The sequence below is a fragment of the Micromonospora humi genome (assembly GCF_900090105.1).
Taxonomy (GTDB): Bacteria; Actinomycetota; Actinomycetes; order Mycobacteriales; family Micromonosporaceae; genus Micromonospora; species Micromonospora humi.
Map to the genome: position 1 here is coordinate 163,143 of NZ_FMDM01000005.1, position 25,746 is coordinate 188,888.

21 protein-coding genes are annotated in these 25,746 nt (G+C 72.3%); 12 read left to right on the plus strand and 9 right to left on the minus strand.

Annotation, left to right across the window (positions count from 1 at the left end; translation table 11 throughout):
• Positions 1 to 12: 12 nt before the first annotated feature.
• From rpsR to rpsF, 3 genes are all read right to left on the minus strand, one after another.
• Complete coding sequence (gene rpsR, locus GA0070213_RS11500; protein ID WP_007073789.1) at positions 13 to 252, minus strand: 30S ribosomal protein S18; 240 nt, start codon at positions 250 to 252, stop codon at positions 13 to 15.
• A gap of 41 nt (positions 253 to 293) precedes the next feature.
• Positions 294 to 830, minus strand: a complete 537-nt coding sequence (locus tag GA0070213_RS11505) for a single-stranded DNA-binding protein (RefSeq protein ID WP_175441301.1) — start codon at positions 828 to 830, stop codon at positions 294 to 296.
• Positions 831 to 910: 80 nt separating this feature from the next.
• The gene (gene rpsF, locus GA0070213_RS11510; protein ID WP_088643630.1) at positions 911 to 1,201 is read right to left on the minus strand and encodes a 30S ribosomal protein S6; all 291 of its coding nucleotides are present in this window, start codon (positions 1,199 to 1,201) and stop codon (positions 911 to 913) included.
• Positions 1,202 to 1,815: 614 nt separating this feature from the next.
• On the opposite strand from rpsF, the gene GA0070213_RS11515 reads away from it, so the two are divergent.
• Complete coding sequence (locus tag GA0070213_RS11515; RefSeq protein ID WP_091061825.1) at positions 1,816 to 2,598, plus strand: deoxyribonuclease IV; 783 nt, start codon at positions 1,816 to 1,818, stop codon at positions 2,596 to 2,598.
• On the plus strand, positions 2,595 to 4,895 hold the full coding sequence (locus tag GA0070213_RS11520; RefSeq protein WP_245716358.1) for a hypothetical protein: 2,301 nt from the start codon (positions 2,595 to 2,597) through the stop codon (positions 4,893 to 4,895). The genes GA0070213_RS11515 and GA0070213_RS11520 overlap by 4 nt, the downstream gene beginning before the upstream one ends.
• 58 nt (positions 4,896 to 4,953) lie before the next feature.
• On the opposite strand, the gene GA0070213_RS11525 is transcribed toward GA0070213_RS11520, so the two are convergent.
• From GA0070213_RS11525 to GA0070213_RS11535, 3 genes are all read right to left on the minus strand, one after another.
• Positions 4,954 to 6,513, minus strand: a complete 1,560-nt coding sequence (locus GA0070213_RS11525) for a glycosyltransferase family 87 protein (protein WP_091061826.1) — start codon at positions 6,511 to 6,513, stop codon at positions 4,954 to 4,956.
• Between the two features lie 122 nt (positions 6,514 to 6,635).
• Positions 6,636 to 9,455 carry a transglycosylase domain-containing protein gene (locus tag GA0070213_RS11530; RefSeq protein WP_091061828.1) on the minus strand — a complete coding sequence of 940 codons (2,820 nt, stop codon included), beginning with the start codon at positions 9,453 to 9,455 and terminating at the stop codon, positions 6,636 to 6,638.
• 194 nt (positions 9,456 to 9,649) lie between these two features.
• Complete coding sequence (locus tag GA0070213_RS11535) at positions 9,650 to 10,096, minus strand: DUF5318 domain-containing protein (RefSeq protein ID WP_091061830.1); 447 nt, start codon at positions 10,094 to 10,096, stop codon at positions 9,650 to 9,652.
• 176 nt (positions 10,097 to 10,272) lie between these two features.
• Here GA0070213_RS11535 and GA0070213_RS11540 point away from each other — a divergent pair, with 176 nt between their 5' ends.
• The gene (locus tag GA0070213_RS11540; protein ID WP_091062388.1) at positions 10,273 to 10,911 is read left to right on the plus strand and encodes a PadR family transcriptional regulator; all 639 of its coding nucleotides are present in this window, start codon (positions 10,273 to 10,275) and stop codon (positions 10,909 to 10,911) included.
• 23 nt (positions 10,912 to 10,934) lie between these two features.
• Positions 10,935 to 12,014 (plus strand): inositol-3-phosphate synthase, encoded by a 1,080-nt coding sequence (locus tag GA0070213_RS11545; protein ID WP_091061832.1) that lies wholly within the window; start codon positions 10,935 to 10,937, stop codon positions 12,012 to 12,014.
• Positions 12,015 to 12,080: 66 nt separating this feature from the next.
• Here GA0070213_RS11545 and GA0070213_RS11550 read toward each other — a convergent pair whose 3' ends face one another.
• A complete protein-coding gene (locus GA0070213_RS11550; RefSeq protein WP_091061834.1) occupies positions 12,081 to 12,560 on the minus strand; it encodes a methylated-DNA--[protein]-cysteine S-methyltransferase in 480 nt (159 codons plus the stop codon).
• Between the two features lie 67 nt (positions 12,561 to 12,627).
• Here GA0070213_RS11550 and GA0070213_RS11555 point away from each other — a divergent pair, with 67 nt between their 5' ends.
• Genes GA0070213_RS11555 through GA0070213_RS11570 form a run of 4 tightly spaced genes read left to right on the plus strand, consistent with a single transcriptional unit; the run spans position 12,628 to position 16,338 of the window.
• Entirely contained in the window at positions 12,628 to 13,137 is a 510-nt protein-coding gene (locus GA0070213_RS11555) for a SigE family RNA polymerase sigma factor (protein WP_245716359.1), read from the plus strand.
• A complete protein-coding gene (locus GA0070213_RS11560; protein ID WP_091061838.1) occupies positions 13,134 to 14,234 on the plus strand; it encodes a TolB-like translocation protein in 1,101 nt (366 codons plus the stop codon). The genes GA0070213_RS11555 and GA0070213_RS11560 overlap by 4 nt, the downstream gene beginning before the upstream one ends.
• Before the next feature lie 31 nt (positions 14,235 to 14,265).
• Complete coding sequence (locus GA0070213_RS11565; protein WP_091061840.1) at positions 14,266 to 14,808, plus strand: hypothetical protein; 543 nt, start codon at positions 14,266 to 14,268, stop codon at positions 14,806 to 14,808.
• A 24-nt stretch (positions 14,809 to 14,832) separates the two neighbouring features.
• Entirely contained in the window at positions 14,833 to 16,338 is a 1,506-nt protein-coding gene (locus GA0070213_RS11570) for a flotillin family protein (protein ID WP_091061843.1), read from the plus strand.
• A gap of 63 nt (positions 16,339 to 16,401) precedes the next feature.
• On the opposite strand, the gene GA0070213_RS11575 is transcribed toward GA0070213_RS11570, so the two are convergent.
• Complete coding sequence (locus GA0070213_RS11575; RefSeq protein ID WP_091061845.1) at positions 16,402 to 18,441, minus strand: S8 family serine peptidase; 2,040 nt, start codon at positions 18,439 to 18,441, stop codon at positions 16,402 to 16,404.
• A gap of 185 nt (positions 18,442 to 18,626) precedes the next feature.
• On the minus strand, positions 18,627 to 20,090 hold the full coding sequence (locus tag GA0070213_RS11580) for a CCA tRNA nucleotidyltransferase (protein WP_091061847.1): 1,464 nt from the start codon (positions 20,088 to 20,090) through the stop codon (positions 18,627 to 18,629).
• A gap of 301 nt (positions 20,091 to 20,391) precedes the next feature.
• Here GA0070213_RS11580 and murJ point away from each other — a divergent pair, with 301 nt between their 5' ends.
• From murJ to GA0070213_RS11600, 4 genes are all read left to right on the plus strand, one after another.
• Complete coding sequence (murJ, locus tag GA0070213_RS11585) at positions 20,392 to 21,972, plus strand: murein biosynthesis integral membrane protein MurJ (protein ID WP_425412818.1); 1,581 nt, start codon at positions 20,392 to 20,394, stop codon at positions 21,970 to 21,972.
• Between the two features lie 371 nt (positions 21,973 to 22,343).
• Complete coding sequence (locus tag GA0070213_RS11590; RefSeq protein WP_091061851.1) at positions 22,344 to 23,966, plus strand: protein kinase family protein; 1,623 nt, start codon at positions 22,344 to 22,346, stop codon at positions 23,964 to 23,966.
• A 43-nt stretch (positions 23,967 to 24,009) separates the two neighbouring features.
• Complete coding sequence (gene sigM / locus GA0070213_RS11595; RefSeq protein WP_091062389.1) at positions 24,010 to 24,738, plus strand: RNA polymerase sigma factor SigM; 729 nt, start codon at positions 24,010 to 24,012, stop codon at positions 24,736 to 24,738.
• Positions 24,735 to 25,718 carry a hypothetical protein gene (locus tag GA0070213_RS11600; protein ID WP_091061853.1) on the plus strand — a complete coding sequence of 328 codons (984 nt, stop codon included), beginning with the start codon at positions 24,735 to 24,737 and terminating at the stop codon, positions 25,716 to 25,718. Before sigM ends, GA0070213_RS11600 begins: the two co-directional genes overlap by 4 nt.
• Positions 25,719 to 25,746: the final 28 nt, after the last annotated feature.

A 25,746-nucleotide genomic window follows, 5' to 3' on the forward strand; every position in this document is an offset into this window, starting at 1 on the left:
CCGTGCCTCCCCTCAGCGTGCCGTGGCCGTGTACGGCAGGAGCGCCATCTCGCGGGCGTTCTTGACCGCACGGGCGATCTGCCGCTGCTGCTGCGAGGTAACGCCGGTCACCCGTCGAGCGCGGATCTTGCCGCGGTCGGAGATGAACTTGCGCAGCAGCGCGGTGTCCTTGTAATCGATATAGGTGATCCCGTCCTTGTCGAGCGGGTTCACCTTCTTCTTCGGCTTGCGCAGTGCCGCAGCCTTCGCCATTGCTCTTGCTCCTGGTTTGCGATCGCGGGCGCTCGGCGCCATCAGAACGGGGGCTCCTCGTCGAAGTTTCCGCCGCCCGAACCAGCGCGGGAGGGGGCCGGGGCAGCCGAGGCCCAGGGGTCGTCGAAGTTGCCTCCGCCGCCACCCTGGCCACCACCGCCACCACCGCCGAAGCCGCCGCCTCCGCCACCGGAGCGGGACATCTTCTGCACCTTCGCCGTGGCGTAGCGCAGGGACGGGCCGATCTCGTCGACCTCCAGCTCGATGACGGTGCGCTTCTCACCCTCGCGGGTCTCGTACGACCGCTGACGCAGCCGGCCGGACACGATCACCCGGGCGCCGCGCTGCAGCGACTCGGCGACGTTCTCGGCGGCCTGGCGCCAGACCGTGCACGAGAGGAACAGCGGCTCGCCGTCCTTCCACTCGCCGGACGCCTTGTCCATGAACCGGGGCGTCGAAGCGACCCGGAACTTGGCGACCGCGGCACCGGAGGGGGTGAACCGCAACTCGGGGTCATCGGTCAGGTTGCCGATGACCGTGATGGTGGTGTCTCCTGCCATGACCATCTCCTCGCGCACTCATCGTTGTGCCGTACAGGCTCTCAGAGCCCTCCGACAGCGCGGATGAGGCTTGATCCGGACGTGCCGGGTCTAGATGCTCAGCGCATCTCCGGGCGAATGACCTTGGTGCGCAGCACCGACTCGTTGAGTCGGAGCTGACGGTCCAGCTCGGCCACGGCCTCCGGCGTCGCCTGGAGGTCGACGACGGCGTAGATGCCCTCGGCCTTCTTGTTGATCTCGTACGCGAGGCGCCGGCGGCCCCACACGTCGGTCTTCTCCACCGAGCCACCCGCGGTCCGGATCACGTTCAGGTACGTGTCGAGAGACGGGGCGACGGTGCGCTCCTCGAGGCTGGGATCGAGGATCACCATGACTTCATAGTGACGCAAGACGTGCTCACCTCCTGTGGGCTAGGCGGCCACGGTCCTTCCGTGGCAGGAGGTCGTGCGTCGTTGCCCGCCGGTGCCGGGGGAACCCGGCCGGACGCGGACAACCGGACCAGGATAGCCGGTCCGGACGATCATGCCGGGGCCGGTGGTCCGAGTGGCTCCGGAGGCGGCGACAGGGGCCCACCTCCGGCGTCGCGCGCCGAGAAGGTGGACCCCTGTCCACGGGGCCGCGAGGCGTCCCGTCCGCATTCCTTGGGTGGGACCTGGGGAGGAACGACCACACCGATGAGGTTGGATCGAGGACGCCCCGCGGAGCTTTATCATGTTGTCACCTGGTGTGACCATACAGCGGCTCTCGTCACCACTTGGGGTAAATGCAGGAATTCGTCCAACTGGTGGATCGTGCCCCGTCGTGCCGGGCCGCACGGCGGGGCGTCCCGTTGCCGGGGGCCTTGCCTGCCCGTGCCGTGCTGTGGACCACGTCCGGGCGGAGCGTCGACCATCGATCTCACCTCGGACAACGACCGCGGGGCCAGGTGGTGACGCGCACTCGGGGCCGCGACCCCCGCGTGCGAGTACGCCGGGTGTCGCCGGGGCGACGTAGGCTGCCCTGCATGCGAATCGGAGCCCACGTCGATCCGGCCGACCCGCTGGCCGAGGCGACCGCCCGGGAGGCGGACGCGGTGCAGTTCTTCCTCGCCGACCCGCAGGGTTGGAAGGCCCCGAAGCCGCGCGAGGACGCCGAACGCCTGCGCGCCGCCGACGTCGACCTCTACGTCCACGCGCCGTACGTGATCAACGTGGCCACGCTCAACAACCGGATCCGCATCCCGAGCCGCAAGCTGCTCCTCGGTCACGCCACCGCCGCGGCGGCCGTCGGCGCCAAGGGCCTGATCGTGCACGGCGGTCACGTCAACGCCGGGGACGACCTCGCCAAGGGCTTCGACAACTGGCGCAAGACCTTCGCGTACGCGGCCGACTCCGGCGGCTTCCCGCTGCCGGTGCTGATCGAGAACACCGCCGGCGGTGACAACGCCTGCGCCCGCCACCTCGACGCACTGGCCCGCCTCTGGGACGCGCTCGGCGACCACGAGGTCGGCTTCTGCCTCGACACCTGTCACGCCCACGCCGGCGGCGAGGAGCTGCTGGGCCTGGTCGACCGGGTGAAGGCGATCACCGGTCGGATCGACCTGATCCACGCCAACAACTCCAAGGGCGCCTTCAACTCGGGCCAGGACCGCCACGACAACCTCACCGGCGGCACGATCGATCCCGAGCTGCTGGTGGCGGTGATCCGGGCGGCCGGCGCGCCGGTGATCGTCGAGACTCCGGGAGGCGTCGAGGGCCAGGCGTCCGACATCGCGTTCCTGCGCGGCCAGCTGGGCGCCACGGCATGACCGGGGAGCAGTCCGGCGCGACCGGGGCCGCCCCGCAGGCCGAGGCCGCCGCGACGGACGCGGAGCCGGCACCGGGCAGGGCATCGGCCGCACGGGTCGGAGCCACCTCGACCGCGCCGGCCGCCACCCACGACGAGCCCTCGGGGACCACCGCCGCCGGCGGCGACGAGACCGCCGAAGAAAGCCGGACCGCCGGGACGGACGGCCGCGCCGGGGCCGACGCCAAGAACGGGACCGGCGGCCCGGACGGCGACGCTCGGACGGCGAGCAGAACCGCAGGCACGGACCGCGACGCCGCAACCGACGCCCAGGACAAGACCGCCGGCGCGGACCGCGACCCCGGAACCGACGCCCAGGACAAGACCGCCGGCGCGGACCGCGACCCCGGAACCGACGCCCAGCACAAGACCGCAGACACGGACCGCGACGCCGGAACCGACGCCAAGGACAAGACCGGCGGGACGGACCCCGACGCCGGAACCGACGCCGACGGCAAGGGCAAGGCCGGGGGTACGGACGGCGACGAGCCGGCGGACCGCTGGACCGCGTTCGGGCCGGCGCCCGAGCCGGTGCTCGGCCGGGCCCGGCGGGCCGGGCGCGCGGTGGGCCGCTTCCTGGTGCACGAGTGGACGCTCGCCGCCGTCGCCACGCTCGTGGTGGCCGCGGCGATGACCTGGCCCACCCTGCGCTACCCGCGTTACACGCTGCCGCAGGACTACTGGGACCCGAGCCTGCAGGCGTGGCAGATGGCGTGGTCCGGGCACATCCTGCGCACCGACCCGGCGATGCTGTGGCACTCCAACACGTTCTTCCCGGAGAACTGGAGCTTCGCCTTCTCCGACACCCTGCTCGGCTACGCCCCGGCCGGCCTGATCGGGGTCGGCCCGGAGCAGGCCGTGCTGCGCTACAACATCATGTTCGTGCTCGCCCACGCGCTCGCCGCGTTCGGGGCGTACGCGCTGGCCCGGCAGCTCGGCGCGGGCCGGATCGGCGGCGCGGTGGCCGGCGCGAGCTTCGCGTACGCGCCGTGGTTGCTGGCCCAGGCCGGGCACCTGCACATCATCTCCAACGGCGGCATCCCGCTGGCGCTGGCCATGCTGGCCCGCGGGCACGGCTGGTCGCTGCGCCACGGCTACCGCCCGCGTCGCCGGCACGCGGGCTGGGCGCTGGCCGGTTGGCTGGTAGCCGCCTGGCAGCTCACCCTCGGCTTCGGCATCGGGTTGCCGTTCGCCTACCTGTTGGCCGGCGTCGGGCTGGTCGCGGTGGTGCTGTGGTTCGTCCGCCGTCGGCGGGTGAAGCGTCCGTTCGGCCGGCGGCTGTTCCTGGCCGACCTGGTCGGCGCGCTCGTCTTCGCCGCGGTCGGCGGGTTGCTGGCGATTCCGTTCTTCAAGGTCGCCGAGCTGCACCCGAACGCGGCGCGCTCACTCGCCGAGATCCAGCTCTACTCGCCGCCGGCCAGCGGCTTCTTCACCGCGCCGGCCGAGTCCCGGGTCTGGGGCGGGCTGCACGAGGGGGCCCGGGCGGTGCTGCCGTGGCATCCGGAGATGACGTTGCTGCCGGGCTTCGCGCTCTACGCGCTGGCCGCCGGCGGCTTGTTCTTCTCGGTCTGGCGGGTCCGCCACCGGCTCTTCCTGCTCGCCGGTGTGCTGGTGACGATGGCGCTGGCGATGGGCACCCGGTTCCTCGACGGCCGGTTCACCTACGTGCCGCTCTTCGATTACCTGCCGGGCTGGAACGGGCTGCGGACGCCGGGCCGGATGATGCTCTGGACCACGCTGCTGCTCGGCCTGCTCGCGGCCGGCGCGGTCACCGCGTTCTGCATGCGGGTGCGTGAGCTGGCCGCCGAACGGGTCCCGCCGTGGCCGGGCCCGTGGCTGCGGCTGGCCACGCTGGTGCCGCTGCTGCTGGTGCTGGCCGAGGGGTTGAACGTCACGCCGCACCCGGTGGTGCCGCGGCAGCCGGCGGCGATGCGCACCGTCGACGGCCCGATGCTGGTGCTGCCCAGCAGCCAGAACCTCGACCAGCCGGTGATGCTCTGGTCGACCGACAGGTTCCAGCCGATGGTCAACGGCGGCAGCGGCTTCACCCCGAACTCCCAGGCCCAGGTCCGTGAGGCCACGGTCAGTTTCCCGGACTACGCCAGCATCGACTACCTCCGGCGGATCGGGGTCCGCAACGTGGTGGTGCTCCGGGACCAGCTCGGCGGCACCCCGTGGGAGGGGATGCTCGACCGGCCGGTGGAAGGGCTGGGCGTGACCCGGGAGCAGGTCGGCGAGGCGGTCGTCTACCGGCTGTGAGGCCGGCCGGGCCGCCTCGCGGCCCGGCCGGCGCACCGCCCCGCCGCTGCCGGCCCGGTCAGGCCGGCACCGGTTCGACCGGGCGGTCGGCGGCGGCACCGGAGCGCCAACGTTGGTGCCAGGGCGCGTCGGGGGCCCCGTCGAGCAGCCCGCCGTCCGGGTCGTCGGCGTAGGTCTGCCGCACCGCGTCGCGCTCCGGTCGCAGGATGTCCCGGATGACGAAGCCGCAGAGCACCGCCACGGTGACCAGGCGCAGGGTGGATGCCAGCACGAAGACGCCCTCGGGGAAGACCGGCCGGGAGGTGGCGGTGCCGAGCAGTTCGCCGTAGAAGGCGGCGAAGTAGCAGACCTCGGCGAACTGCCAGGCCAGGAACGCGCCCCAACGCGGCCGGGCGAGCACCGCGAGCGGCAGCAGCCAGAGCACGAACTGCTGCGACCAGACCTTGCTGAAGATCAGGAAGGCGGCGACGATCAGGAAGGCGACCTGGGCCAGCCGGGGCCGGCGCGGGGCGAGCATCGCGAGCGCGGCCACGCCGAGGCAGGCCAGCCCGAAGAGCAGGTACGACACCCAGTTGAGGGTGGAGATGTTGGCGTTGAGCCACTCGAACGGGCCGAGTTCGCCGGGGGCGGACGGGCTGATCCGACCGTCCAGGTAGCGGCCGATGTACCAGAGCGTGCCCCAGTCGATGGGTCGGGTGGTGTTCAGGTCGAAGAACCGCCCCCAGCTCTCCCGGTAGGGGATCGCCACCGGCAGGTTGACCGCGACCAGCGTCACCAGCGCGGTGGCCGTGGTGACGAGCCCGGCCAGCAACCGGCCGGCCCGCAACGTGAGCACCAGGATCGGACCGAGCAGGAACAGCGGCCACATCTTCGCCGCGCCGCCGAGCCCGAGCAGCACACCGGCCAGCCCGGGCAGCAACATGCCGTACCGGTCGGGTCTGGCGCGCGCCCACGCCAGCAGCCCGAACGCGGCCAGGCCGACGGCGAGCAGGTCCCAGTTGACGGTGGCGGTGAGCACCAGCGCCGGGGAGAGCGCGAACAGGGCCGCGTCCCAGGGTCGTCGGCGGCGCAGGCTGAGGATGACCGCGACGGTGGCGACCGCGAGCGCGCCGAGCACCAGCGCGTTCAGGTTGTAGAACCACTGCCCCTGGTTGACGCCGGGGTTGTCGACGCCGAGGGCGTGCACCGGCAGGCCGAGCGCGCCCATGAAGTAGCCGGTCAGCACCGGGTATTCCACCGGGTGGTCGGCGTAGGGGACCTTGCCCTCGTTGAGCCCCTCGGCGTAGTAGAGCGCCAGCACGTCGGTGTAGCACATCCGGGTGTACTGGACGTTGTTCTGCCAGGCGCCGTCCTGGCAGGGCGACTTCTGCACCCAGTGCAGGGCGAGCGTGAGGCAGACCAGGGCCAGCACGATCCGCGCCGCGGTCCAGAACCGGCCCTCGCGACCGGCCGGCCGGTCGAGGGCGGTGGCGTGGTCACCGAGCGGCCCGCCGATCAGGCCGGACGTGCCCCGCACGAACCAGTCCGAGCGGGACGGGTGGTCGGCGGTCGCTCCGGGTCGGGGCGACTCCCCGGACGCACCGGGCTCATCGATGCCTGCGGTCGACTGGGTGCTCATGGAGAGGCATCCTGCCGTACGCCGGGGGTGTCCGTCCCGCCGCGCGCGGAGAAATTCCGGTCCGCGAAACGCGGCGGCGGCCGGACCGCTCGGGTCCGGCCGCCGCCGTCAGGGGCTACGCGTCAGTTCGTCTGTCTGGTCGGTGGGGTGCTGGGCAGCACGCCACCGCCTCGGCCGCCGCCCCCGGGGAAGCCGGGGAGACCACCGCCCTGGTCGCCACCACCGCCCGGGTTGCCGCCGCCGGGGTTACCGGGGCCCTGGTTGCCACCGCCCTGGTTGCCGTCGGGGCAGAACAGGCCCAGCGGGTCGCAGGCGGGGCCGCCGGGGGTCGGCGGCGGCGCGGCCGGCATGTCGCCGTTGCCGACGTCGTCCTTGCCGATGTTCGCGGCCGGCGGGAAGTCCTTCTTCGGCTCGTCCTTCAACGCGTCGTTCATGAAGCGCTGGAAGATGGCGCCGGGCATCTTGGCACCGCTGATCTTGTTGCCGTCCTTGTCCTTGATCGCCTTGCGGGCGTCCTTGTTGCCGACCCAGACCGCGGTGGCGAGCTGTGGCGTGTAGCCGATCATCCAGGCGTCACCGTTGTCGAGCGTCTTCGCGTTCAACTCCCAGGTGCCGGTCTTCTCCGCGGCCTTCCGGCCGTCGTCGAGCCGCCGGTTCACCTGGCCCGGGTATTCCTCCAGCACCGAGGTGACGTCGGCGACGACGTCCTTCTTGATGCGCTGCTCCGGGGTGGTCTTCACGGTCTTCAGCACGTCCCACTTACCGGTCGCGGGGTTCTGCTTCTCGACCTTCCGGATGAAGTGCGCCTTGTTGTACCAGCCCTCGTTGGCGAACGTGGCCACACCGTTGGCGTGGTCGAGCACCGTGATCGGGTACTGGCCGTAGCCGATCACGTGGAAGAACGGGTCGGGCGCGAGGTCCTTCGCGTCGTACTTGGCCAGGTCGTACGCCTTGGCGGGGTTGGTGTCGGTCCGCCACATGGTGCTGACGCCGGCCTTCTTGGCCATGTCGAGCACCTTGTCCGGGCCGATCTTCTCGGTGATGTAGTAGAACGGCACGTTGAGCGACTTGAGCGTCGACTGCTCGAGCGTGCAGGAGTTGCCGCAACTGGCGTCGACACCCGCGTTGCTGACCGTGAACTCCATCTTGTCCGGCTTGAAGGACTTGCCCTTCCACCGGGACTTGAGGGAGATGCCCTCGTCGAGCGCCGCCGCCAGCGTGTAGATCTTGAAGCTCGACCCGGGCGAGTGACCACCGCTGACCACGCCGTTGTCGACGTTCTTGCCGGCGTAGTCGGTGCCGGTGCCGTTGTCGCCACCGTAGTAGGCGCGCACCTCGCCGTTACTGGGATCGATCGACACCAGCGCCGCCATCAGGTTGCCCGGCTGGCCGGCCAGCTCGGAACCCTTCTTGGCCCGCTGGGCGGCCGCCACCGCGGCGCTCTGGACCTTGGCGTCGATGGTGGTGCTGATCCGGTAGCCGCCGCGGCTCAACGCCTTGGCGCAGAGCGGTCTGGCGTCGGTCGCCTCGGCCTCGTTGTCGGTGCAGAGCTTCATCTCGCGCAGTTCCTGCGAGACGTAGTTGACGACGTTGCCGTACGGCGTGTCGATGCCGAAGCCACCGGCGCTGTTCTTGGACGGCTTGAGAGCCTTCGGATATTCGGTGGGGTGCGGCGGCGTGTTCGGGGCGTCGAGCCACTTCTCGGTGATCATGCCGTTGATGACGTAGTTCCACCGGTCCAGCGCGGCCTGCGGGTTGATCGCCGGGTCGTAGCCCTGGTGCGTCGCGCTCGGCTCGGGCTGCTTGATCAGCGCGGCCAGCACCGCGCCCTCGGCCACGGTCAGCTTGGCGACGTCCTTGCCGAAGTACGTCCGCGCGGCCGCCTGGATGCCGTACGCGCCGCGCCCGAAGTAGATCACGTTCAGGTAGTGCTGCATGATGACGCTTTTGTCGTACTTGTCGTTCAGCTTGGAGGCGAGGATCGCCTCCTTCACCTTGCGGCCGTACGTGTCCTGGTTCAGGTTGTCGAACGCGTTGCGGGCGTACTGCTGGGTGATGGTCGAGGCGCCCTGCTTGTCGCCACCGCTGACGTTGTTCCAGGCGGCCCGGGCGATGCCCTTGTAGTCCACGCCGGAGTGGCGGTAGAAGTTCCGGTCCTCCGCAGCGGCGACCGCGTGCTGGACCCACACCGGGATCTGCTGGATGGTGACCAACTGCCGGTTCTGGTCGCCGATCCGCGCGATGGGCGTCTTGCCGGTCCGGTCGTAGATGGTGGTGGACAGCGGCGGGATGGTGTCCTCCGGCAGCAGCACCTTCTGCGAGTACCAGGTGAAGCTCACCACGCCGATGCCGGCGAGCATGATGAACACGGCGAAGCCGGCGATCAGCATGTTGAGCCGGCGGCGCTTCTTCGACCGGGCCGGGTCGTCACCGCGACCGCCCCGCGCCGGGCCGAGCGGCACGCCCGGGCCACCGGGGCCACCGGGGCCACCGCCGCTGAAGCCGGGCACGTTGGCCCGGGCCACCGCGGCACGGCCGCCGACCGGCGCCGCGCCGACGCTCGCCCGCCCGGCCCCGCCCACGCCCGCCGCGCCCACCGAGGCGCGTCCGGCCGGGCCGGCCGGGGAGACCGGGACCGACGCCCGACCGGCGCCCGCGCGCCCGGAGACGCCGGGTGCCGGTGAGACGGGCACCGAGGCCCGGCCCGCGCCGGCGCGGCCGACCGGTGCCGCGCCCGCGGCGCCGCGGGGCGCCGGTGGCACGCCGCTGACCGGGGCTCGGCCGCCGGCACCGCGTGGCGTGACCGAGGCGCGCGCCGAGGCGCCACCCTCCGGGGCGCCGGACCAGCCGTTCCCGCGCGGGCTCCGCTCGGAGCCGGGGTCGCCGTTCGGGCCCGGGATCTGGGCCCGCCCACGCGAAGAACTGGAATCGCCGTAGTTCATTCCTCACACCCTGCCGGTCGCGGTGGGACGCGGGGGCGTCGCCACCGGGTTGCCGTGAGCTGAAACACGGGACGCTACCTGCCGGCCCGGCCGGCGCACGCCCGTCAAATCCGAGCTATTCGGACCAATCACGCTTAACGGCTGTCGCTCGTGCCGCCCGGACATCGGGCCGGCGACGATCGGGACAGCCGTGTTCACCGTTGCGCCTCTCGCCTTCGCCGGGGGGTGGAGCCGTCGGCCACGGCCACCCCGGTCGCGTCCGCCGCCTCGCCCGCGAGACCGTCCCGGCCGAGCAGGAACTGCTCGACGAGATGGTTCCAGTCGCAGCCGGGGCAGACCTCCACCACGAACACCTGAAACTCACGCAACGTCATGGCCAGGACGGGCAACTCCGCCCGGGTACGCGCCTGGCCCGCCGACTGCTTGAGTTCGTCACCGTAAATGTAGTGGACGTGGATCAGGTTCTCGCTACGGCAGATCGGGCAGCGATGATCGGTCGGCTCGCCGTGGAAGTGGGCGGCGTTCTTCAGGTACGGCGAGGCGTCGCAGACGTCGTACGTGCCGATCCGACCGGCGAGGAGCTCACGCAGCACCGCTCGCTTCTGGAGCGAGTAGTCGACCACCTGGCGCTGCGTACGCATGCGGCAAAGGGTACGCGCTCCGGCGAACCGAGGCGACCATGGTCACGATCAGTGACGACCGCGTCGCGTAATCCGGGGTTTGCCCTGGCCACCCCCGTCCGCTAACGTGCGATGTATCGGCCCGATACATCGCGGCGGTTAGCCCTCCGTGCAGGGGGAAAGAAGGGATGGCGCCCGTGCTCGAGTTCGCCATCCTGGGCCTCCTGCAGGAGGCTCCGATGCACGGTTACGAGCTGCGCAAGGAGTTGACCGCCAAGCTCGGCGCCATCCGGGCGGCGATCAGCTACGGCTCGCTCTACCCGACCCTGCGCCGGCTGCAGGCGGCGGGATGGATCACCGAAGCCGCCGAGACACCCGCGACCGCCGAGGAGGTTCCCGCGCTGACCAGCCGACGCGGTCGGGTGGTCTACACCATTACCGCGGAGGGCAAGGAACGCTTCGCCCAGCTGATAGCGCAGGCTGGACCCGAGACGTACGACGACACGGGCTTCGGCGTGCACTTCGCGTTCTTCGCCCGGACCGACCAGGCCACCCGGCTCCGGATCCTGGAAGGTCGTCGTCGCAAGATCGAGGAGCGTCGCGAGGGTCTTCGTGACGTGCTCGGCCGGGCGGCCGAGCGCCTCGACGCGTACACCCTGGAACTGCAGCGCCACGGGCTCGACGCCTGCGAGCGCGAGGTCCGCTGGCTGGAGGAGCTCATCGCCAACGAGCGCTCCGGCCGGGCCCCGGCCGCCCCGGACACCGGGACGGCCACGGGCCGAGGAGACAACGACAGCCCGCCCACGCCTGGAACGTCCAGGACAGAGCGGCCGTGATGAAGAAGAAGGAGGCAGACGCTATGGGCTCCGTCCGCGTCGCCATCGTCGGTGTGGGTAACTGCGCCTCGTCCCTGGTACAGGGCGTGGAGTACTACCGGGACGCCGACCCGAACGACCGCGTCCCGGGTCTCATGCACGTCACCTTCGGCGACTACCACGTCTCGGACGTGACGTTCGTCGCGGCGTTCGACGTGGACGCCAAGAAGGTGGGCATGGACCTCGCGGAGGCGATCGTCGCCAGCGAGAACAACACGATCAAGCTGTGCGACGTCCCGCCGACCGGCGTGACCGTGCAGCGCGGCCCGACCTTCGACGGTCTGGGCCAGTACTACCGCGAGATCGTCGAGGAGTCGGACGCCAAGCCGGTCGACGTGGCCCAGGCGCTGCGCGACGCGCAGGTCGACGTGGTCGTCTCCTACCTGCCGGTGGGCTCCGAGCAGGCCGACAAGTTCTACGCCCAGGCCGCGATCGACGCCGGCTGCGCGTTCGTCAACGCCCTGCCGGTCTTCATCGCCTCCGACCCGGAGTGGGCGCAGAAGTTCACCGACGCCGGTCTGCCGATCGTGGGTGACGACATCAAGAGCCAGGTCGGCGCCACCATCGTGCACCGCGCGCTGGCGAAGCTCTTCGAGGACCGCGGGGTCGAGCTGCTGCGCACGTACCAGCTCAACTTCGGCGGCAACATGGACTTCATGAACATGCTGGAGCGCAACCGCCTGGTCTCCAAGAAGATCTCGAAGACCCAGTCGGTGACCTCGCAGATCCCGCACGAGATGAGCAAGAGCGACGTGCACATCGGCCCGTCCGACCACGTGCCGTGGCTGGACGACCGCAAGTGGGCGTACATCCGCCTGGAGGGCCGCTCCTTCGGTGACACCCCGCTCAACGCGGAGCTGAAGCTCGAGGTGTGGGACTCGCCGAACTCGGCCGGTGTCATCATCGACGCCGTCCGGGCCGCGAAGATCGCGCTGGACCGGAAGATCGGTGGCCCGATTCTCTCCGCCTCCTCGTACTTCATGAAGTCCCCGCCGGAGCAGTACGCCGACCACGACGCGCACGCCGCCGTCGAGGCGTTCATCGCCGGCGAGGTCGAGCGCTGACGCGCCGAGCAGCATGACGAGGGGAAGGCCGGGTCCGCACGGACCCGGCCTTCCCCTTTCGGTACGTCAGGACCAGGCGCGGCGCAGCGCCACCGCCGCCTCCAACTCCAGCAGGGTCACCTTGCGCGGCAGCCCGCCGCCGAAGCCGACCAGCTTGCCGCCCGCCCCGACGATCCGGTGGCAGGGCACGATCACCGGCACCGGGTTGCGGTTGCAGGCCACCCCCACCGCCCGGGCCGCGCCCGGTTCGCCGAGCGCCCGGGCCACCTCGCCGTAGGTGGTCGTCTCGCCGTAGGGGATGCCTGTCATCTCCCGCCAGACCGCGCGTTCGAACTCCGAGCCGCGGGGCGCCGACACCGGCACGCCGAACTCGGTCAGCTCGCCGGCGAAGTAGGCCCGCAGCTCCGCCACGGCCTGCCGGGCCAGGTCGTCGCCGGGCTCCTCGTCGGCCGAGGCCACCCGGCCGAAGTGCGCGCCACGCACGGCGTCGGCGTCCGTGCCGACGGAGAACTCCCCGATCGGCGAGTCGAGCACTGTCCAGCGCATGGCAGCCATTCTCGCGCGGCGGGCAAAGTTTCCCGCACACCGGGCGTCTGAGAGACGGAGGTGGACGGTGGCCGAGGTCGACCGGGAGTTCACCGCGTTCGTCAACGAGCGCGGAGCGGCCCTGCTGCGGGTCGCGTACGCGCTCGCCGGCAACCAGCACGCGGCGGAGGACCTGCTGCAGAACGCGCTGGCCAAGGCGTACGCCCGGTGGCCCCGGATCCGCGGCGACGCGGAGCCGTACGTGAAACGGATCCTCTACCACGACCAGGTCTCCGGCTGGCGGCGGCGGGCGCGGCGCGCGGAGGTCCCGGTGGCCGACCTCCCGGAACGACCGGCGGCCGGGGACGACAGCGACCTGCGGCTGCTGTTGCGCGACGCGCTGCGCGCGCTGCCGCCCCGCCAGCGGGCCGTGCTGACGCTGCGCTACCTGGAGGACCTGAGCGTCGAGCAGACCGCCGCGATGCTCGGCTGCCGGCCGGGCACCGTGGCCAGCCAGAGCGCCAAGGCGCTGGCCCGGCTCCGGCAACTCGTGCCGGCGCTCGACGAGTTGACCACCCCGGCGGAGGTGACCCGATGAGCACGTCGCTGGACGAGACGCTCCGCACGGCCGTACGCGACCTGGCCGACGACGCGGTGCCCGCGCCGGACCTGGCGTGGCGGGCGCTCGGGCACGGCCGACGGCTGCGCCGCCGCCGGCGGGTCGCCGCGACCGCCACCGTGCTGGCCGCCGTGGTCGCGGTGACCCTGCCGATCGTGCTGCTGCGCCCCCGCGCCGCGCCGCCGCCCACCGCGCCGCCGGTCACCGCCGTCCCGTCGCCGGTGATCCGGTCGGCACCGGGCGCGAACTGGTCTAACGGCCCGTTGACGCTGCCGGGCGGCTGGGTGGTCACCAGCCTGAACGAGATCGCGAAGTCGAACGGGAAGTCCTACCTGCTCGACCGGGCACGCGGCCGTTACCTCGTCAACGGGCGCTACGACGCGGTCCTCCCCGCCCCGACCGGGTCACTGGTCGCGGTCTGGGACGACGACCGACCCCGCCAGGTCGGGCTCGTCGACCTGGCGCGCGGGACGACGCGTTGGTACGAGCCGGGTCGTGCGCTCGGCGCACCGAACTGGTCGCCGGACGGCCGACGCCTGGTGTTCACCAGCCAGCGGGTCGACCACTTCGGCTTCGTCGTGCTGAACGCGAAGGGCGCCAGCCGCACCCACGCCGTCGACACCGACGAGTTCCTCTGCACCGACCACTGCTTCTTCCTCTGGAGCCGGGACGGACGGGAGGTGCTGCTCCAGCAGACCGACCCGGGCCGTCCCCGGTCCGAGTCGGCCCGGCACCCGCGCCGGGGCGTGCAGTTCTTCTCCGCCGACACCGGCCGGCCCACCCGCTTCGAGCCGTTGCCCGGCGACCCGGCCGGGCCGTGGGCCTGGTCGCCGGACGGGAAACTGGTGGTCGTCCAGGGGCAGCGGGAGCCGCTGCTGGTGGACGCGGCGACCGGCCGGGTGGTCAACGCGCTGCCCGCTGCCGACGCCGTCTGGGCCGGCCCCGATCGGCTGCTCTACCGGCGGCCGAACGGCTCGCACGAGTTCGTGTACGCCGACACCACCGGCCGGGAGTTGGTCCGCCAGCCGCTGCCGGAGCAGTTCCGCCTCGCCGAGGTGACCATCGCGCCGGGCTGAGCGGTCGCTGAGGGTTCGCTGCAGACAGTGGATGTTGCGCGATGTCGATACTGTGCAGGTCGTGGCCACGGGGACGCTCATCTTCCTGATCATCGGTGGAGCCGGTGTCGGAGTGCTGACGCTCGCCCTGCTCGGTTCGGGAGTGCTGCACCTCGGCCACCCGGACGTCGACGGGCCGGTGTCGCTGGAGGCGGTCGCCGGGTTCACCGGAGCGTTCGGGTTCGGCGCCGCGATCGTCAACGAGCTGCTCGGGGGGCGTACCCCCGGGATGATCGCGGCGGCGGCGGCCGGCGGCGTACTCGCCGCCGTGCCCACCGGCTGGCTGGCGACCCGACTGAGTCGCGCGGCCCGCAACATGCGCACCGACGCCACCCCCACCCGTGACCACCTGACCGGCGCGATCGGCCTGGTGGTGACCCCGATCCCGATCGGCGGCTACGGCGAGGTCCGGGTACGCCTCGCCGGCCAGCCGGTCAAGCTCAACGCCCGGGCCGACCAGCCCATCGCCATCGGCGCCCGGATCTTCGTGGTCGAAGCGCTCAGCGAGACCAGCGTGCACGTCGAGACCTACTGAATCCCTCAACAGACGGGAACCCCCATGCCCCTGCTCGTCGCCATCGGCGGCGCGGTCCTCCTCGCCGTCCTGCTCGTGTTCTTCGTGCTCTCCCGGATCAAGGTCGCCGGGCCGAACGAGGCGTTCATCGTCACCGGCCGTAAGGGCCGGACCACCCAGACCGCCGACGGCATCCGATCCACCGACATGTCCGGGCAGAAGGTCGTGCTCGGCGCCTCGGTCTTCGTGCTGCCGGTGGTGCAGAAGCTCCAGTCCCTCGACCTGTCGAGCCGGCGCATCGACGTCGGCATCCGGGGCGCGGTGAGCAAGCAGGGCATCCGCGCCGACCTGCACGGCGTCGCGATCGTCAAGGTCGGTGGCACCGAGGACGCGATCCGGGCCGCCGCCCAGCGCTTCCTGCACCAGCAGGACGAGATCGACAACTTCACCCGGGAGGTGCTGGCCGGCGCGCTGCGCTCGATCGTCGGCCGGCTCACCGTCGAGGAGGTCATCCGGGACCGGGCCGCGTTCGCCAGCGCGGTGGCCGAGGAGGCCGAGCACTCGATGACCAACCAGGGCCTGGTGCTGGACACGTTCCAGCTCCAGGACATCCTGGCCGAGGGGTCGTACCTGGCCGACCTGGGCCGGCCCGAGGCCGCCCGGGTGCTCAAGGACGCGGCCATCGCCGAGGCCCGGGCCCGGCAGGCCGCCGAGCAGGAGCGGCTGCTCGCCGAGGAGGCGATCGCGGAGGCGAACCGGAACCTGTCGCTCAAGCAGGCCGGCATCCAGGCCGAGATCGACGCGGCGAAGGCGAAGTCGGCAGCGGCCGGTCCGCTCGCCCAGGCCGAGCGGGACCAGGCGATCCTCTCCGAGCAGCAGAAGGTGGCCGAGCGCAACGCCGAGCTGAAGCAGCGCCAGCTCGACACCGAGGTGCGCAAGCCGGCCGACGCCCAGCGGTACAAGGTGGAGCAGGAGGCCGAGGCGGCCCGCAACGCGGCGGTGCTGCGCGCCGACGCCGAACGGCAGGCCACCATCGCCGCCGCCCAGGCCGTGGCCGAGCAGTCCCGGCTCACCGGTGAGGGTGAGCGGGCCCGCCGGGCCGCGCTGGCCGAGGCGAACGCGATCGAAGGCGCCAAGGAGGGTGAGGCCGAGCAGCGCCGGCGCTCCGCGATCGCCGAGGCGGTCGAGCGGGAGGGCCAGGCCGAGGCCGCGGCCATCCTGGCCAAGGGGCAGGCGGAGGCCGACGCGATGGCCCGCAAGGCCGAGGCGTTCGCCGCGTACGGCGAGGCCGCGGTGCTGGACCTGCTGGTCAAGGTGCTGCCCGAGGTGGTCGGCGCGGCCAGCGCCCCGATCGGCGCGATCGACAAGATGACCGTCATCTCCACCGACGGCGCCTCGTCGCTGACCAAGTCGGTGGCCGGGAACGTCGCCCAGGGCCTTCAGCTCGGCAGCGACCTGACCGGCATCGACCTGGCCGGGCTGCTGGCCCGGCTGGGCAGCGCGCACACCAACGGCAAGAGCACGGTGGACGGCAGCACCGTCAACCCGTGACGAACGACGGCGCCCGCCGGTTCCCCTCGGGGAGCCGGCGGGCGCCGTCGCGTGTGGTGCCGGTCAGAGCACGGCGAAGACGAACTTCTCGCCGTTGCCCAGGCCCAGCGTCGCGCTGTTCAGGTTGATCACGCGGCTGGCGATGAGCCTGCTGCCACCGGTGCTGCCGGCGGTGACCGCCTTGCCGTTGGCGTTCGCCCGCAGGTAGACCGAGCCGTCGGCGTTGTAGTCGAGGAAGTCGAAGACCTCCCAGGCGCCGGGCGACGTGGCCCGGGCGATCAGCGGCTTGCTGCCGCCGCTCTCCGCGGTGACGAACTTCTTGTTGACCAGCGCACGCAACGTGAAGTAGCCGTCGCCGACGCTGACGACCTCGTACTTCTCCCACGCGCCGACCGTCGTGGACCGGGCGATCAGCGGCAGCGTGCCGCTGTTCTCCGCGGCCACGTACTTGCCGTTGGCCACCGCCTTGATGCCGACGACCGGGGCGGCGGCGTCGAAGTCGAACTTCTCCGCGGTGCCGATGGAGGTCTTGCTGGCGATCAGCGCGGTGGTGGTGTTCGAGGCGGTGACGTACTTGCCGTTGACCACCGCCTTCAGGCTGACGGTGCCGTCGGTGTTGGTGACGATCTGGAACTTCTCCCAGGCGCCGATCGAGGCGGCGCGGGCGAGCAGCGGCTTGCTGCCGCCACCGTCCGCGCTGACGAACTTGTTGTTCGCCTTCGCGCGCAGCCCGTAGAGGCCGCTGCCGGCGTCCACCACGTCGTACCGCTCCCAGGCGCCGGCCTCGGTGCCGCGCGCGACCAGCGGCTTGCTGCCGCTGCTCTCCGCCGTCACGTAGCGGCCGTTGCTCCGGGCCTTCAGGCCGTAGGACTCGCGGGCGACCACGGCGTTGCCGACGTGCAGCAGCCGGTCGACCGAGCCCATGGTGTCGTGCACCGCGCCGGCGACGCTGGTGTCCACGATCGAGTCGCGCACCTGCTGCGGCGTCCAGTCCGGGTGCGCCTCCAGCAGCAGCGCGGCGGCGCCCGCGACGTGCGGGGAGGCCATCGACGTGCCGCTCATCGACTCGGTGCCGGAGGCGGTGCCGGCCTTCGCCGACACGATGCCGGCGCCCGGCGCGTAGGTGTCCAGGCAGCGGCCGAAGTTGGAGAACCAGGTCCGCATGTCCAGCCGGTCGGTCGCGCCGACCGTGATGGCGGCCGACACGTTCGCCGGTGAGAAGCCGCAGGCGTCGGTCCAGCTGTTTCCGGCCGCGACCGCGTACGTGATGCCGGAGTTGATGGAGCGGGTGATCGCGTCGTTGAGCGCCTGGTCGGTCTTGTCGTCGCCGAGGCTCATGTTGGCCACGGACGGCCCGGTGGCGTGCGCGGTCACCCACTCGACGCCGGCGATCACGCCCTCGCTGTCGCCGCTGCCGTTGCAGTCGAGCACCCGCACGGCGACGAGCTTGACGTCCTTCGCCACGCCGTACTTCGTGCCGCCGACGGTGCCGGCCACGTGGGTGCCGTGCCCGTCGCAGTCCTGCGCGACGTCGTCCTGCTCGACCGCGTCGTAGCCGTTCACTGCTCGCCCGCCGAAGTCCTGGTGGGCGATGTCGATGCCGGTGTCGATGACGTAGGCGGTGACGCCGGCGCCGGTCGCCGGGTAGGTGTAGCGGCCGTCGGCCTTCGTCCTGGTCTGGTCGATCCGGTCCAGGCCCCAGGGCGGGGTGGTCTGGGTGCCGGTGGCCTGGTAGCGCTGAACCTGCTGGACGTACGCGACGTCCGGGTCCGCGGCGAGCCGCTCGGCCTGCCGGCGGTCCATGCTGGCGGAGTAGCCGTGCAGCGCCTTGCCGAACACCCGGCGGACGGAACCGCCGTGCTCGCCGGCGAGGGCCGACGCGGCGGACTTCACCTTGGCCGGGGTGGTCTTGCCGTTCTTGAGGACGACGATGTAGCGGCCGGGCACCGCCCCGGGCGTGTCGGCGCCCCGGACCGGGCCGCGCTTCGGGCCGTCCGGCGCGGCCAGCGCCGGGCCGGCGACGGTGGCGCAGAGGATGGAGGTGGCGGAGGTGAGGGCGAGCCCCACCAACGCGGAGCGGCGCAGCGCGCCGTGGCGTGACACTGAATGGACTCCCCGTCTCCAACGACCGTCCGGAGCGGACGGGCGGATGCGATCAGGACAGCCGCGCCCGTCGGGTCGGGGGGCTGGTGATGACCAACATCATGCGGGAAAGATCGACCGGAACACGTCATCCGTTCGGTCGACACGCCGGCGTATCGTCGTCGTTTTTCGCCGGAACCGGGAGATCAGCCGACGATGCCCTCGTCGCGCGCCCAGCGCAGCAGCTCCGCCTCGGCCTCGTCGCGGTCCAGCGGCCCGCGTTCCAGCCGCAGCTCCTTGAGGTGCTGCCAGGCGCGGCCGACCACCGGGCCGGGCGGCACGCCGAGCAACTCCATGATCGCGTTGCCGTCCAGGTCCGGCCGGACCCGGGCCAGGTCCTCCTCGGCGGCGATCCGGGCGATCCGCTCCTCCAGGGCGTCGTAGTCGGCCGCGAGCTGGGCCGCCTTGCGCCGGTTGCGGGTGGTGCAGTCGGAACGGGTCAGCTTGTGCAGCCGGGACAGCAGGTCACCGGCGTCGGTGACGTACCGGCGCACCGCCGAGTCGGTCCACTCGCCCCGGCCGTAGCCGTAGAAGCGCAGGTGCAGCCCGACCAGCTTGACCACCTGGGAGGTGACGTCCTTGGGATAGCGCAGCGCCTTCATCCGGGCCTTGGTGAGCCGGGCGCCGACCACCTCGTGGTGGTGGAAGCTGACCCGGCCGTCGCCGCCGACCGCCTTGGTGCCGGGCTTGCCGACGTCGTGCATGAGGGCGGCCATCCGCAGCACGAAGTCGCAGCCGTCGGACTCCATCGACATGGCGTTGGTGACCACGGTGAGGGTGTGCTCGTAGACGTCCTTGTGCTGGGCGTGCTCGTCGATGGTGAGCTTGAGGCCGGTCAGCTCCGGCAGGAAGCGCTCGGCCAGGCCGGTGTCGACGAGCAGGCGCAGCCCGGTCACCGGGTCGGCGCCGCAGAGCAGTTTGGTGAACTCGTCCCGGATCCGCTCGGCGGTGATCCGGTCGAGGTCGGACGCCATCCGGGTCATCGCGGCGCGGACGTCGGGGTGGACGGCGAAGCGGAGCTGGGCGGCGAACCGGGCCGCGCGCAGCATCCGCAGCGGGTCGTCGCGGAACGACTCCTGCGGCGTCCCGGGGGTACGGATGATCTTGGCGGCCAGGTCGGCCAGGCCGCCGTACGGATCGGTGAACCGGTGATCGGGGAGGCTCACCGCCATCGCGTTGACGGTGAAGTCGCGGCGCTTCAGGTCCTCGGTCAGGCTGGTGCCGTACTGCACCACCGGGTTGCGGCTCACCTGGTCGTAGACCTCCGCCCGGAAGGTGGTGATCTCCAGGGTGAGCCCGTCGCGCTGGCAGGCGATGGTGCCGAACTCGCGCCCGGTCTCCCAGATCGACTCGGCCCAGCCGCGGACGACCTTCACCGTCTCGTCCGGGTGGGCGTCGGTGCAGAAGTCGAGGTCGTTGCCGAGCCGGCCGAGCAGCGCGTCCCGGACGGAGCCGCCCACCAGGTGCAGTTCGTGACCGGCCCGGGCAAAGCGCCGGCCCAGCTCGTCGGCGACCGGGGAGACGCGGAGCAGTTCGGCGACGGCGTTGCGCTGCGCGGCGGTCAGCTCGTGGCGTTCGGCGGCGGACGCGGAGGCGGAGGCTTCGGACATGGGATCGCCAGCCTATCGGGCCGGGGGTGGATCGACCGCGCCGGGCGCGGGTAACCGGCCGAGGTTGACTAAGGTTCCGGTTGTGCGGGGCCGTCGGGGCCCGTTCCGGCGTACCCCTGGAGGCTGGCAGATGAGCGGCGGCGGGCTCTACCGCAGCGCGAACGCGCACGACGGCGGCCTACCGCCGGACGACGGCGCCGTCTTCATCTCGGCGGAGCCGCTGAACCAGCCCGGTGCCGAGGCGGTCGCGCCGCCGCAGGAGATCGTCGCCGAGACCAGCGCCGCGGCGAACAGCGCGGTGATGGCGATCGGCAGCCTGGTCAGCCGGGGTACGGGCTTCATCCGCAACCTGATGATCGGCGCCGCACTCGGCACCGCCGTGGGTGACGCCTTCACCACCGCCCAGTTCCTGCCGAACCAGGTCTACGAATTCCTGCTCGGTGGCGTGCTCACCAGCGTGCTGATCCCGGTGCTGGTACGGCGGCGCAAGACCGACCCGGATCGCGGCGAGGCGTACGCCCAGCGGTTGTTGACCCTCGCGGTGCTCGCGTTGGCCGCGACCGTGGCCATCGCGCTCCTGCTGGCGCCGGTCCTCACCGCGATCTACGCCGCCGGGGGCAAGGACGAGAAGTACACGGACCTGGTGACGAGCCTGTCCTTCCTCATGCTGCCGATGCTGTTCTTCACCGGGCTGAGCGCGCTCATCGCCGCGGTGCTGAACACCCGGGGGCACTTCGCCGCGCCGATGTGGGCGCCGATCCTGAACAACCTGGTGGTGATCGGCACCTTCGGCCTCTACATCGTGGTGTTCGGGGCCAAGGCGCTGCGCCCGGGCGAGGTGGGGTGGGACCGGATCCTGCTGGTCGGCGGGGGCAGCCTGCTCGGCGTGGCGGTACAGGCGGTGGGGCTGCTGCCGGCGCTGCGCAAGGTCGGCTTCCGCTGGAAGCTCCGGTTCGACTTCCGCGAGCTGGGCCTGCGCGAGCTGGCGAAGCTCGGCGGCTGGATGTTCTGCTACGTCGCGGTCAACCAGCTCGGCCTCTTCGTGGTGGTCAACCTGCTCGGGCGGGCCACCGGTGGGGACGGCAAGAACGCCGGCCTGCTGATCTACAACAACGTGTTCCTGCTGCTGATGATGGCGCACGGCATCATCGCGGTCTCGATCATCACGGCGCTGATGCCCCGGATGAGCGCGGCCGCCGCCGAGGGCCGGTTCGCCGACGTCACGGCCGACCTGTCCCGCGGCACCCGGATGGTCACCGCGGTGCTGGCCCCGATCGCGGTCTGCTACGCCGTGCTGGCCGGGCCGATCTCCGTGCTGGTGTTCCGCTACGGCGCCTTCACCGGCGACAACGCGGTGGCCACCTCGACGGTGCTGCTGGTCGCGGCGCTCGGACTGGTGCCGTTCGCGGTCAGCCAGCTCTTCACGTTCGCCTTCTACGCGCTGCCCGACACCCGCACCCCCGCCCTGATCAACATCCCGGTGGTGATCCTGCGGGTGCTGCTCCAGGTGGGCCTCTTCCTGATCTTCTCGAACACGTTCGCGGCGGCCGGGATGATGCTCGGCAACGCGGTGTCGTACCTGGCCGCGGCGATCATCTCGGCGATGCTGCTGCGGCCCCGGGTGGGCCGGATCGGGCTGGGCCGGATCATGGGAACCTTCGGTCGGGTGGTGGTGGCCGCGCTGGGTGCCGCGCTCGTCGGGCTGCTCGTGCTCGCGGTGCTCCCCGGTGACCCGGAGCGCCTGAGCTGGGTGGCCGCGGCGGTCCGGCTGGTGATCGGCGGCGCGGCGATCGGCGGGACGTACCTCGGCCTGGCCATGCTGCTGCGGATCGGTGAGATCACCGAGGTGGTGGGGATGGTGCGGCGGCGGCTCGGGCGCTGAGCCCGCCACGCCGAGCCGTCGTGACCGACGGTGAACGAGGATCACCAGGCTGGGGATACGGCTGTGGATAACTCGGGATTCCGCCGTCCAGTGGGCCTCTCGGCCTGTGGACAACCAACCGTAAGGCTGAGGGTGCCCAGGCCGGGGCGGGGAAACCAGGGCCACGCCACACCGGTACGCCCCTACGCCGATCACTTGCCGTCAACCTCTAGATTGGCGGTGCGTGTCCGCGGTGACTGGCTTCCCACCGGCCGCAGCGGGAAGATGACATGTCGGAGAACCGGGCATCCCGGGTAAGGTCGCACTCGACGGGTACGTCCGGCGTCGACGTCGACCGTGCCGGTTCCACCGAAGCCAGAGCGGGAAACCACATGCCCAGCAACACGGGTCCATCGATCGACACGATCACCGAGGGAGGACGGGTGACCCAGGTCGGCGAGGGTCAGGAAGCGGAGGAAACCTCTCCGGCGGTCGTGACCCTCGGTGCTCCCACCGTCGGTGAGCTCCTCGCCGAGCGCTACGAGCTGGTCGAGCACATCAACAACGACAGCGCCGGCCGGCTGGTCTGGCGCGGTGTCGACGTGGTGCTGCGCCGGCCCGTCGCGGTGGTCCTCCGCTATCCGGGTGGCGACTCCGCCACCGAGATGCTCCAGGCCGCGGTCGCCGCGAGCCGGGTAATCCACCCCAACCTGGTCGGCGTCTACGACGCCATCGACGAGGACGACCGGGCCTACGTGGTCCGCGAGTGGGTCGACGGCCAGTCGCTGCGCGAGATGGTCACCGCCGACGGTCCGCTGGACCCGGCCCGCGCCACCGCGATCGGCAACGCCGTCGCCAGCGCGCTGGCCGCGGTGCACGCCACCGGCATGGTGCACGGCAACATCCACCCCGGCACGGTGATGATCAGCGACGACGGCCGGGTGGTGGTGGCCGACGCGCGCACCGACGGGGCGGACAGCCAGGAGAACGACCTGCGGGCCGTCGGCGGGGTGCTCTACTTCGCCCTGACCGGGCACTGGCCGCACGGGGAGGCCCCGCTGCACGGCGCCACCGCCGGGCACGGTCGGGCGGCCCTGCCCGACGCCGTGCGGGACTCCGCCGGTGGCATCGCCGCGCCCCGCCAGGTGCGCGCCGGGGTGCCGGCCTACCTCGACGACCTCACCATGGACCTGCTCGACCCGGAGATCGCCCCGCCCTCGTCGGACGTGCTGTCCGCCGAGTTGAGCCGGCTCGACATCCCGGCCGACGAGCAGTTCCTGGAGCAGGCCGGGCCGCTGCGCTTCACCGCCGACCCCGGCGAGGAGCCGTCGCCGCTGGCCGCGGCCGGTGGTCGCAAGGTGGCGCTCGGCGTCGCCGGTCTGCTGGCGGTGGCCCTGGTCGGGCTGTTCATCGGGATCAACGTGCTCGGTGGCGGCGACGACGGCGGCAAGGAGCCGGTGTCCCAGCCGTCCAACAGCGCCCCGGCCACGGGCGGCAGCAGCGAACCCGAGGCGCCGGCCGCCGCCCGCCAGCTCGTCGTCCAGGACGTCCGGATCATCGATCCGAAGAGCAAGGACCGCGCCGAGGTGCGCGACGCCGAGAAGGTGATCGACGGCAACCCCGAGGAGGGCTGGGAGACCCAGACCTACCGGAACAACGGCAAGTTCGGCGGCCTCAAGGACGGCATGGGCATCTGGATCGACCTGGGTGCCCCGCACACGGTCAAGTCGGTGCAGGCCACGCTGTCGTCCGCAGGCGCGGCCGCCGAGCTGCGCACCGGCACCAACGGTGACTTCCCGTCCAGTTCCACCGGGGACAAGCAGCTCGTCGCGGCCTACCCCACGGTCATCGGGCAGCCGTTCGAGAGCAGTGACTCCGGCACCAACATGATCTTCAACGGGTTCGACCCCGCCAAGAAGTACCAATACCTCCTCTTCTGGGTCACCGAGCTGCCGGAGAAGGACAGCGGCGGCTGGAAGCTGGGGGTTCAGGAGATCACGGTCCAGGGCTCGTGAGCCGTCCGCCGTACCCCCGTCACCACCTCCCCCGGACGTGGTGATGGCGGGTCCCGGCGCGCGTACCTCCGGGCCGGCGACCGGCGACGGGCTGCCCGCCGAGTCCGACCTGGAGCTGCTCCGGGCCCACGTCGCGGGCGACCGGGACGCCTTCACCGAGCTGTTCCACAGGCATCGCGACCGGCTCTGGGCGGTGGCCCTGCGGACGATCGGCGACCGCGAGGACGCGGCCGACGCGCTCCAGGACGCGATGTTGTCGGCGCACCGCGCCGCGGCCCGCTTCCGGGGCGACTCGGCGGTCACCACCTGGCTGCACCGCATCGTGGTGAACGCGTGCCTGGACCGGATGCGGCGACGCCAGACCCACGCCACCGTCCCGTTGCCGGACGGGGTGCACGACGACGGGGAACCCGGTCGGCACACCGGTGGGGTGGAACCGGCAGCGCCCGCCCGCGACCACGACACGGCGCTGGTGGTCCGGCAGGCGCTCGCGGCCCTGCCCGCGGAGCAGCGGGCGGCGCTCGTCCTGGTCGACGTCCAGGGCTATCCGGTGGCCGAGGTGGCCCGGATCCTCGGCGTCGCCGAGGGCACGGTGAAGAGCCGGTGCGCCCGCGGTCGGGCCCGGCTCGCCGTGGTCCTCGGCCACCTGCGTACCGGCTCGGACGACCCGACGGACGTGCCCCGGGTCACGGCGGGGAACCGCAGGCCGCCCGAGGGCGTCGGATCCTCGTCGGGGCACGCCCGACCGGACGCCAGCCAGGAGGAGCCGTGAGTTCCCGCCAGTTCAGCGAGGTCGACCACGACCTGCTCGCCGACTACCTCGGCGGGGCGCTGGACGGCACCCCCGAGCAGGCGACCGTGGCCCGGCTGGTCGAGCAGGACCCGGCCTGGGCCGAGGCGTACGACACACTGGCCCGCGCGACGGACCTGGTCCACGCCGACCTGGCCGCCTGGGCGGCGGAGCCCACCCCGCAGATGCCGGTGGCGGTGTCCGACCGGATCACCGCCGCGCTCGCCGGCGCCGGTCCCGCGCCGGTCGCCGACCACGTGCCCGACGCGCCCGGCCGCGAGGCGACGACGACCACCGTGCCGGCGCAACCCGCCCGGGCGACCCGTCCGCCCGGCCCGGCGTCCCGCTCCGAACGGCACCGCGGCCCGGGACGGCGGTCCCGGCGCTGGGGCCGGGTCGCCGGCCCGGTGGCCCTGGCCGCGGCCTCGGTCGCCGCGGCGGGTCTCGGCGTGAGTTGGCTGACGAACCCGGGCGGCTACGGCGACACCACGGCCGACCGGGCGGCCGGGGAGGCCGCGCCGGCCGTCGGCGCGCCGTACCGCACCACCGGGCCGGCCGTGCGCAGCGGCACGGACTGGACCCCGGAACGCTTCGCGCCGGGTGTGGGCGGTGCCACGAAGGCCCCCGCCCGGCCGGACATGGCCGGACCGTCGGGTGCGGCGAAGGACGGCCGGGAGAGCCCGTTCTCCGCCGCCACGGAGAAGCGGCTGAGCGCGCCCGGGGGGACGGACCGGCTCGACCGCCCCGAGGCGCTGGCCGCCTGCCTGACCGCGATCGGCGCCGAGCACGGTGCCACCCCACTCACCGTCGACCTGGTCGACTACGCCCGGTTCCAGGGCGCCCCGGCGCTGGTGGTCACGTTCTCCGACGCCGGCGGCAGCCGCTGGGGCTGGGTGAGCGGACCGGAATGCGGCGTACCCGGGTCCGGCGCGGACACCCGGTTCCGCACGCGGGTAGGGTGAAACCGCGGTCGCCGGGCTGTCCCGCCAC

Excerpts from the sequence above, each read along its gene's own strand:
- sigM (WP_091062389.1), top strand. The coding sequence starts at position 24,010 with ATGGCGGGTCCCGGCGCGCGTACCTCCGGGCCGGCGACCGGCGACGGG.
- GA0070213_RS11530 (WP_091061828.1), bottom strand. The coding sequence starts at position 9,455 with ATGAACTACGGCGATTCCAGTTCTTCGCGTGGGCGGGCCCAGATCCCG.
- GA0070213_RS11565 (WP_091061840.1), top strand. The coding sequence starts at position 14,266 with ATGTTGCGCGATGTCGATACTGTGCAGGTCGTGGCCACGGGGACGCTC.
- GA0070213_RS11550 (WP_091061834.1), bottom strand. The coding sequence starts at position 12,560 with ATGCGCTGGACAGTGCTCGACTCGCCGATCGGGGAGTTCTCCGTCGGC.
- GA0070213_RS11515 (WP_091061825.1), top strand. The coding sequence starts at position 1,816 with ATGCGAATCGGAGCCCACGTCGATCCGGCCGACCCGCTGGCCGAGGCG.
- GA0070213_RS11520 (WP_245716358.1), top strand. The coding sequence starts at position 2,595 with ATGACCGGGGAGCAGTCCGGCGCGACCGGGGCCGCCCCGCAGGCCGAG.
- murJ (WP_425412818.1), top strand. The coding sequence starts at position 20,392 with ATGGCGATCGGCAGCCTGGTCAGCCGGGGTACGGGCTTCATCCGCAAC.
- GA0070213_RS11560 (WP_091061838.1), top strand. The coding sequence starts at position 13,134 with ATGAGCACGTCGCTGGACGAGACGCTCCGCACGGCCGTACGCGACCTG.
- GA0070213_RS11590 (WP_091061851.1), top strand. The coding sequence starts at position 22,344 with ATGCCCAGCAACACGGGTCCATCGATCGACACGATCACCGAGGGAGGA.
- GA0070213_RS11525 (WP_091061826.1), bottom strand. The coding sequence starts at position 6,513 with ATGAGCACCCAGTCGACCGCAGGCATCGATGAGCCCGGTGCGTCCGGG.
- GA0070213_RS11545 (WP_091061832.1), top strand. The coding sequence starts at position 10,935 with ATGGGCTCCGTCCGCGTCGCCATCGTCGGTGTGGGTAACTGCGCCTCG.
- GA0070213_RS11570 (WP_091061843.1), top strand. The coding sequence starts at position 14,833 with ATGCCCCTGCTCGTCGCCATCGGCGGCGCGGTCCTCCTCGCCGTCCTG.
- GA0070213_RS11580 (WP_091061847.1), bottom strand. The coding sequence starts at position 20,090 with ATGTCCGAAGCCTCCGCCTCCGCGTCCGCCGCCGAACGCCACGAGCTG.
- GA0070213_RS11535 (WP_091061830.1), bottom strand. The coding sequence starts at position 10,096 with ATGCGTACGCAGCGCCAGGTGGTCGACTACTCGCTCCAGAAGCGAGCG.
- rpsR (WP_007073789.1), bottom strand. The coding sequence starts at position 252 with ATGGCGAAGGCTGCGGCACTGCGCAAGCCGAAGAAGAAGGTGAACCCG.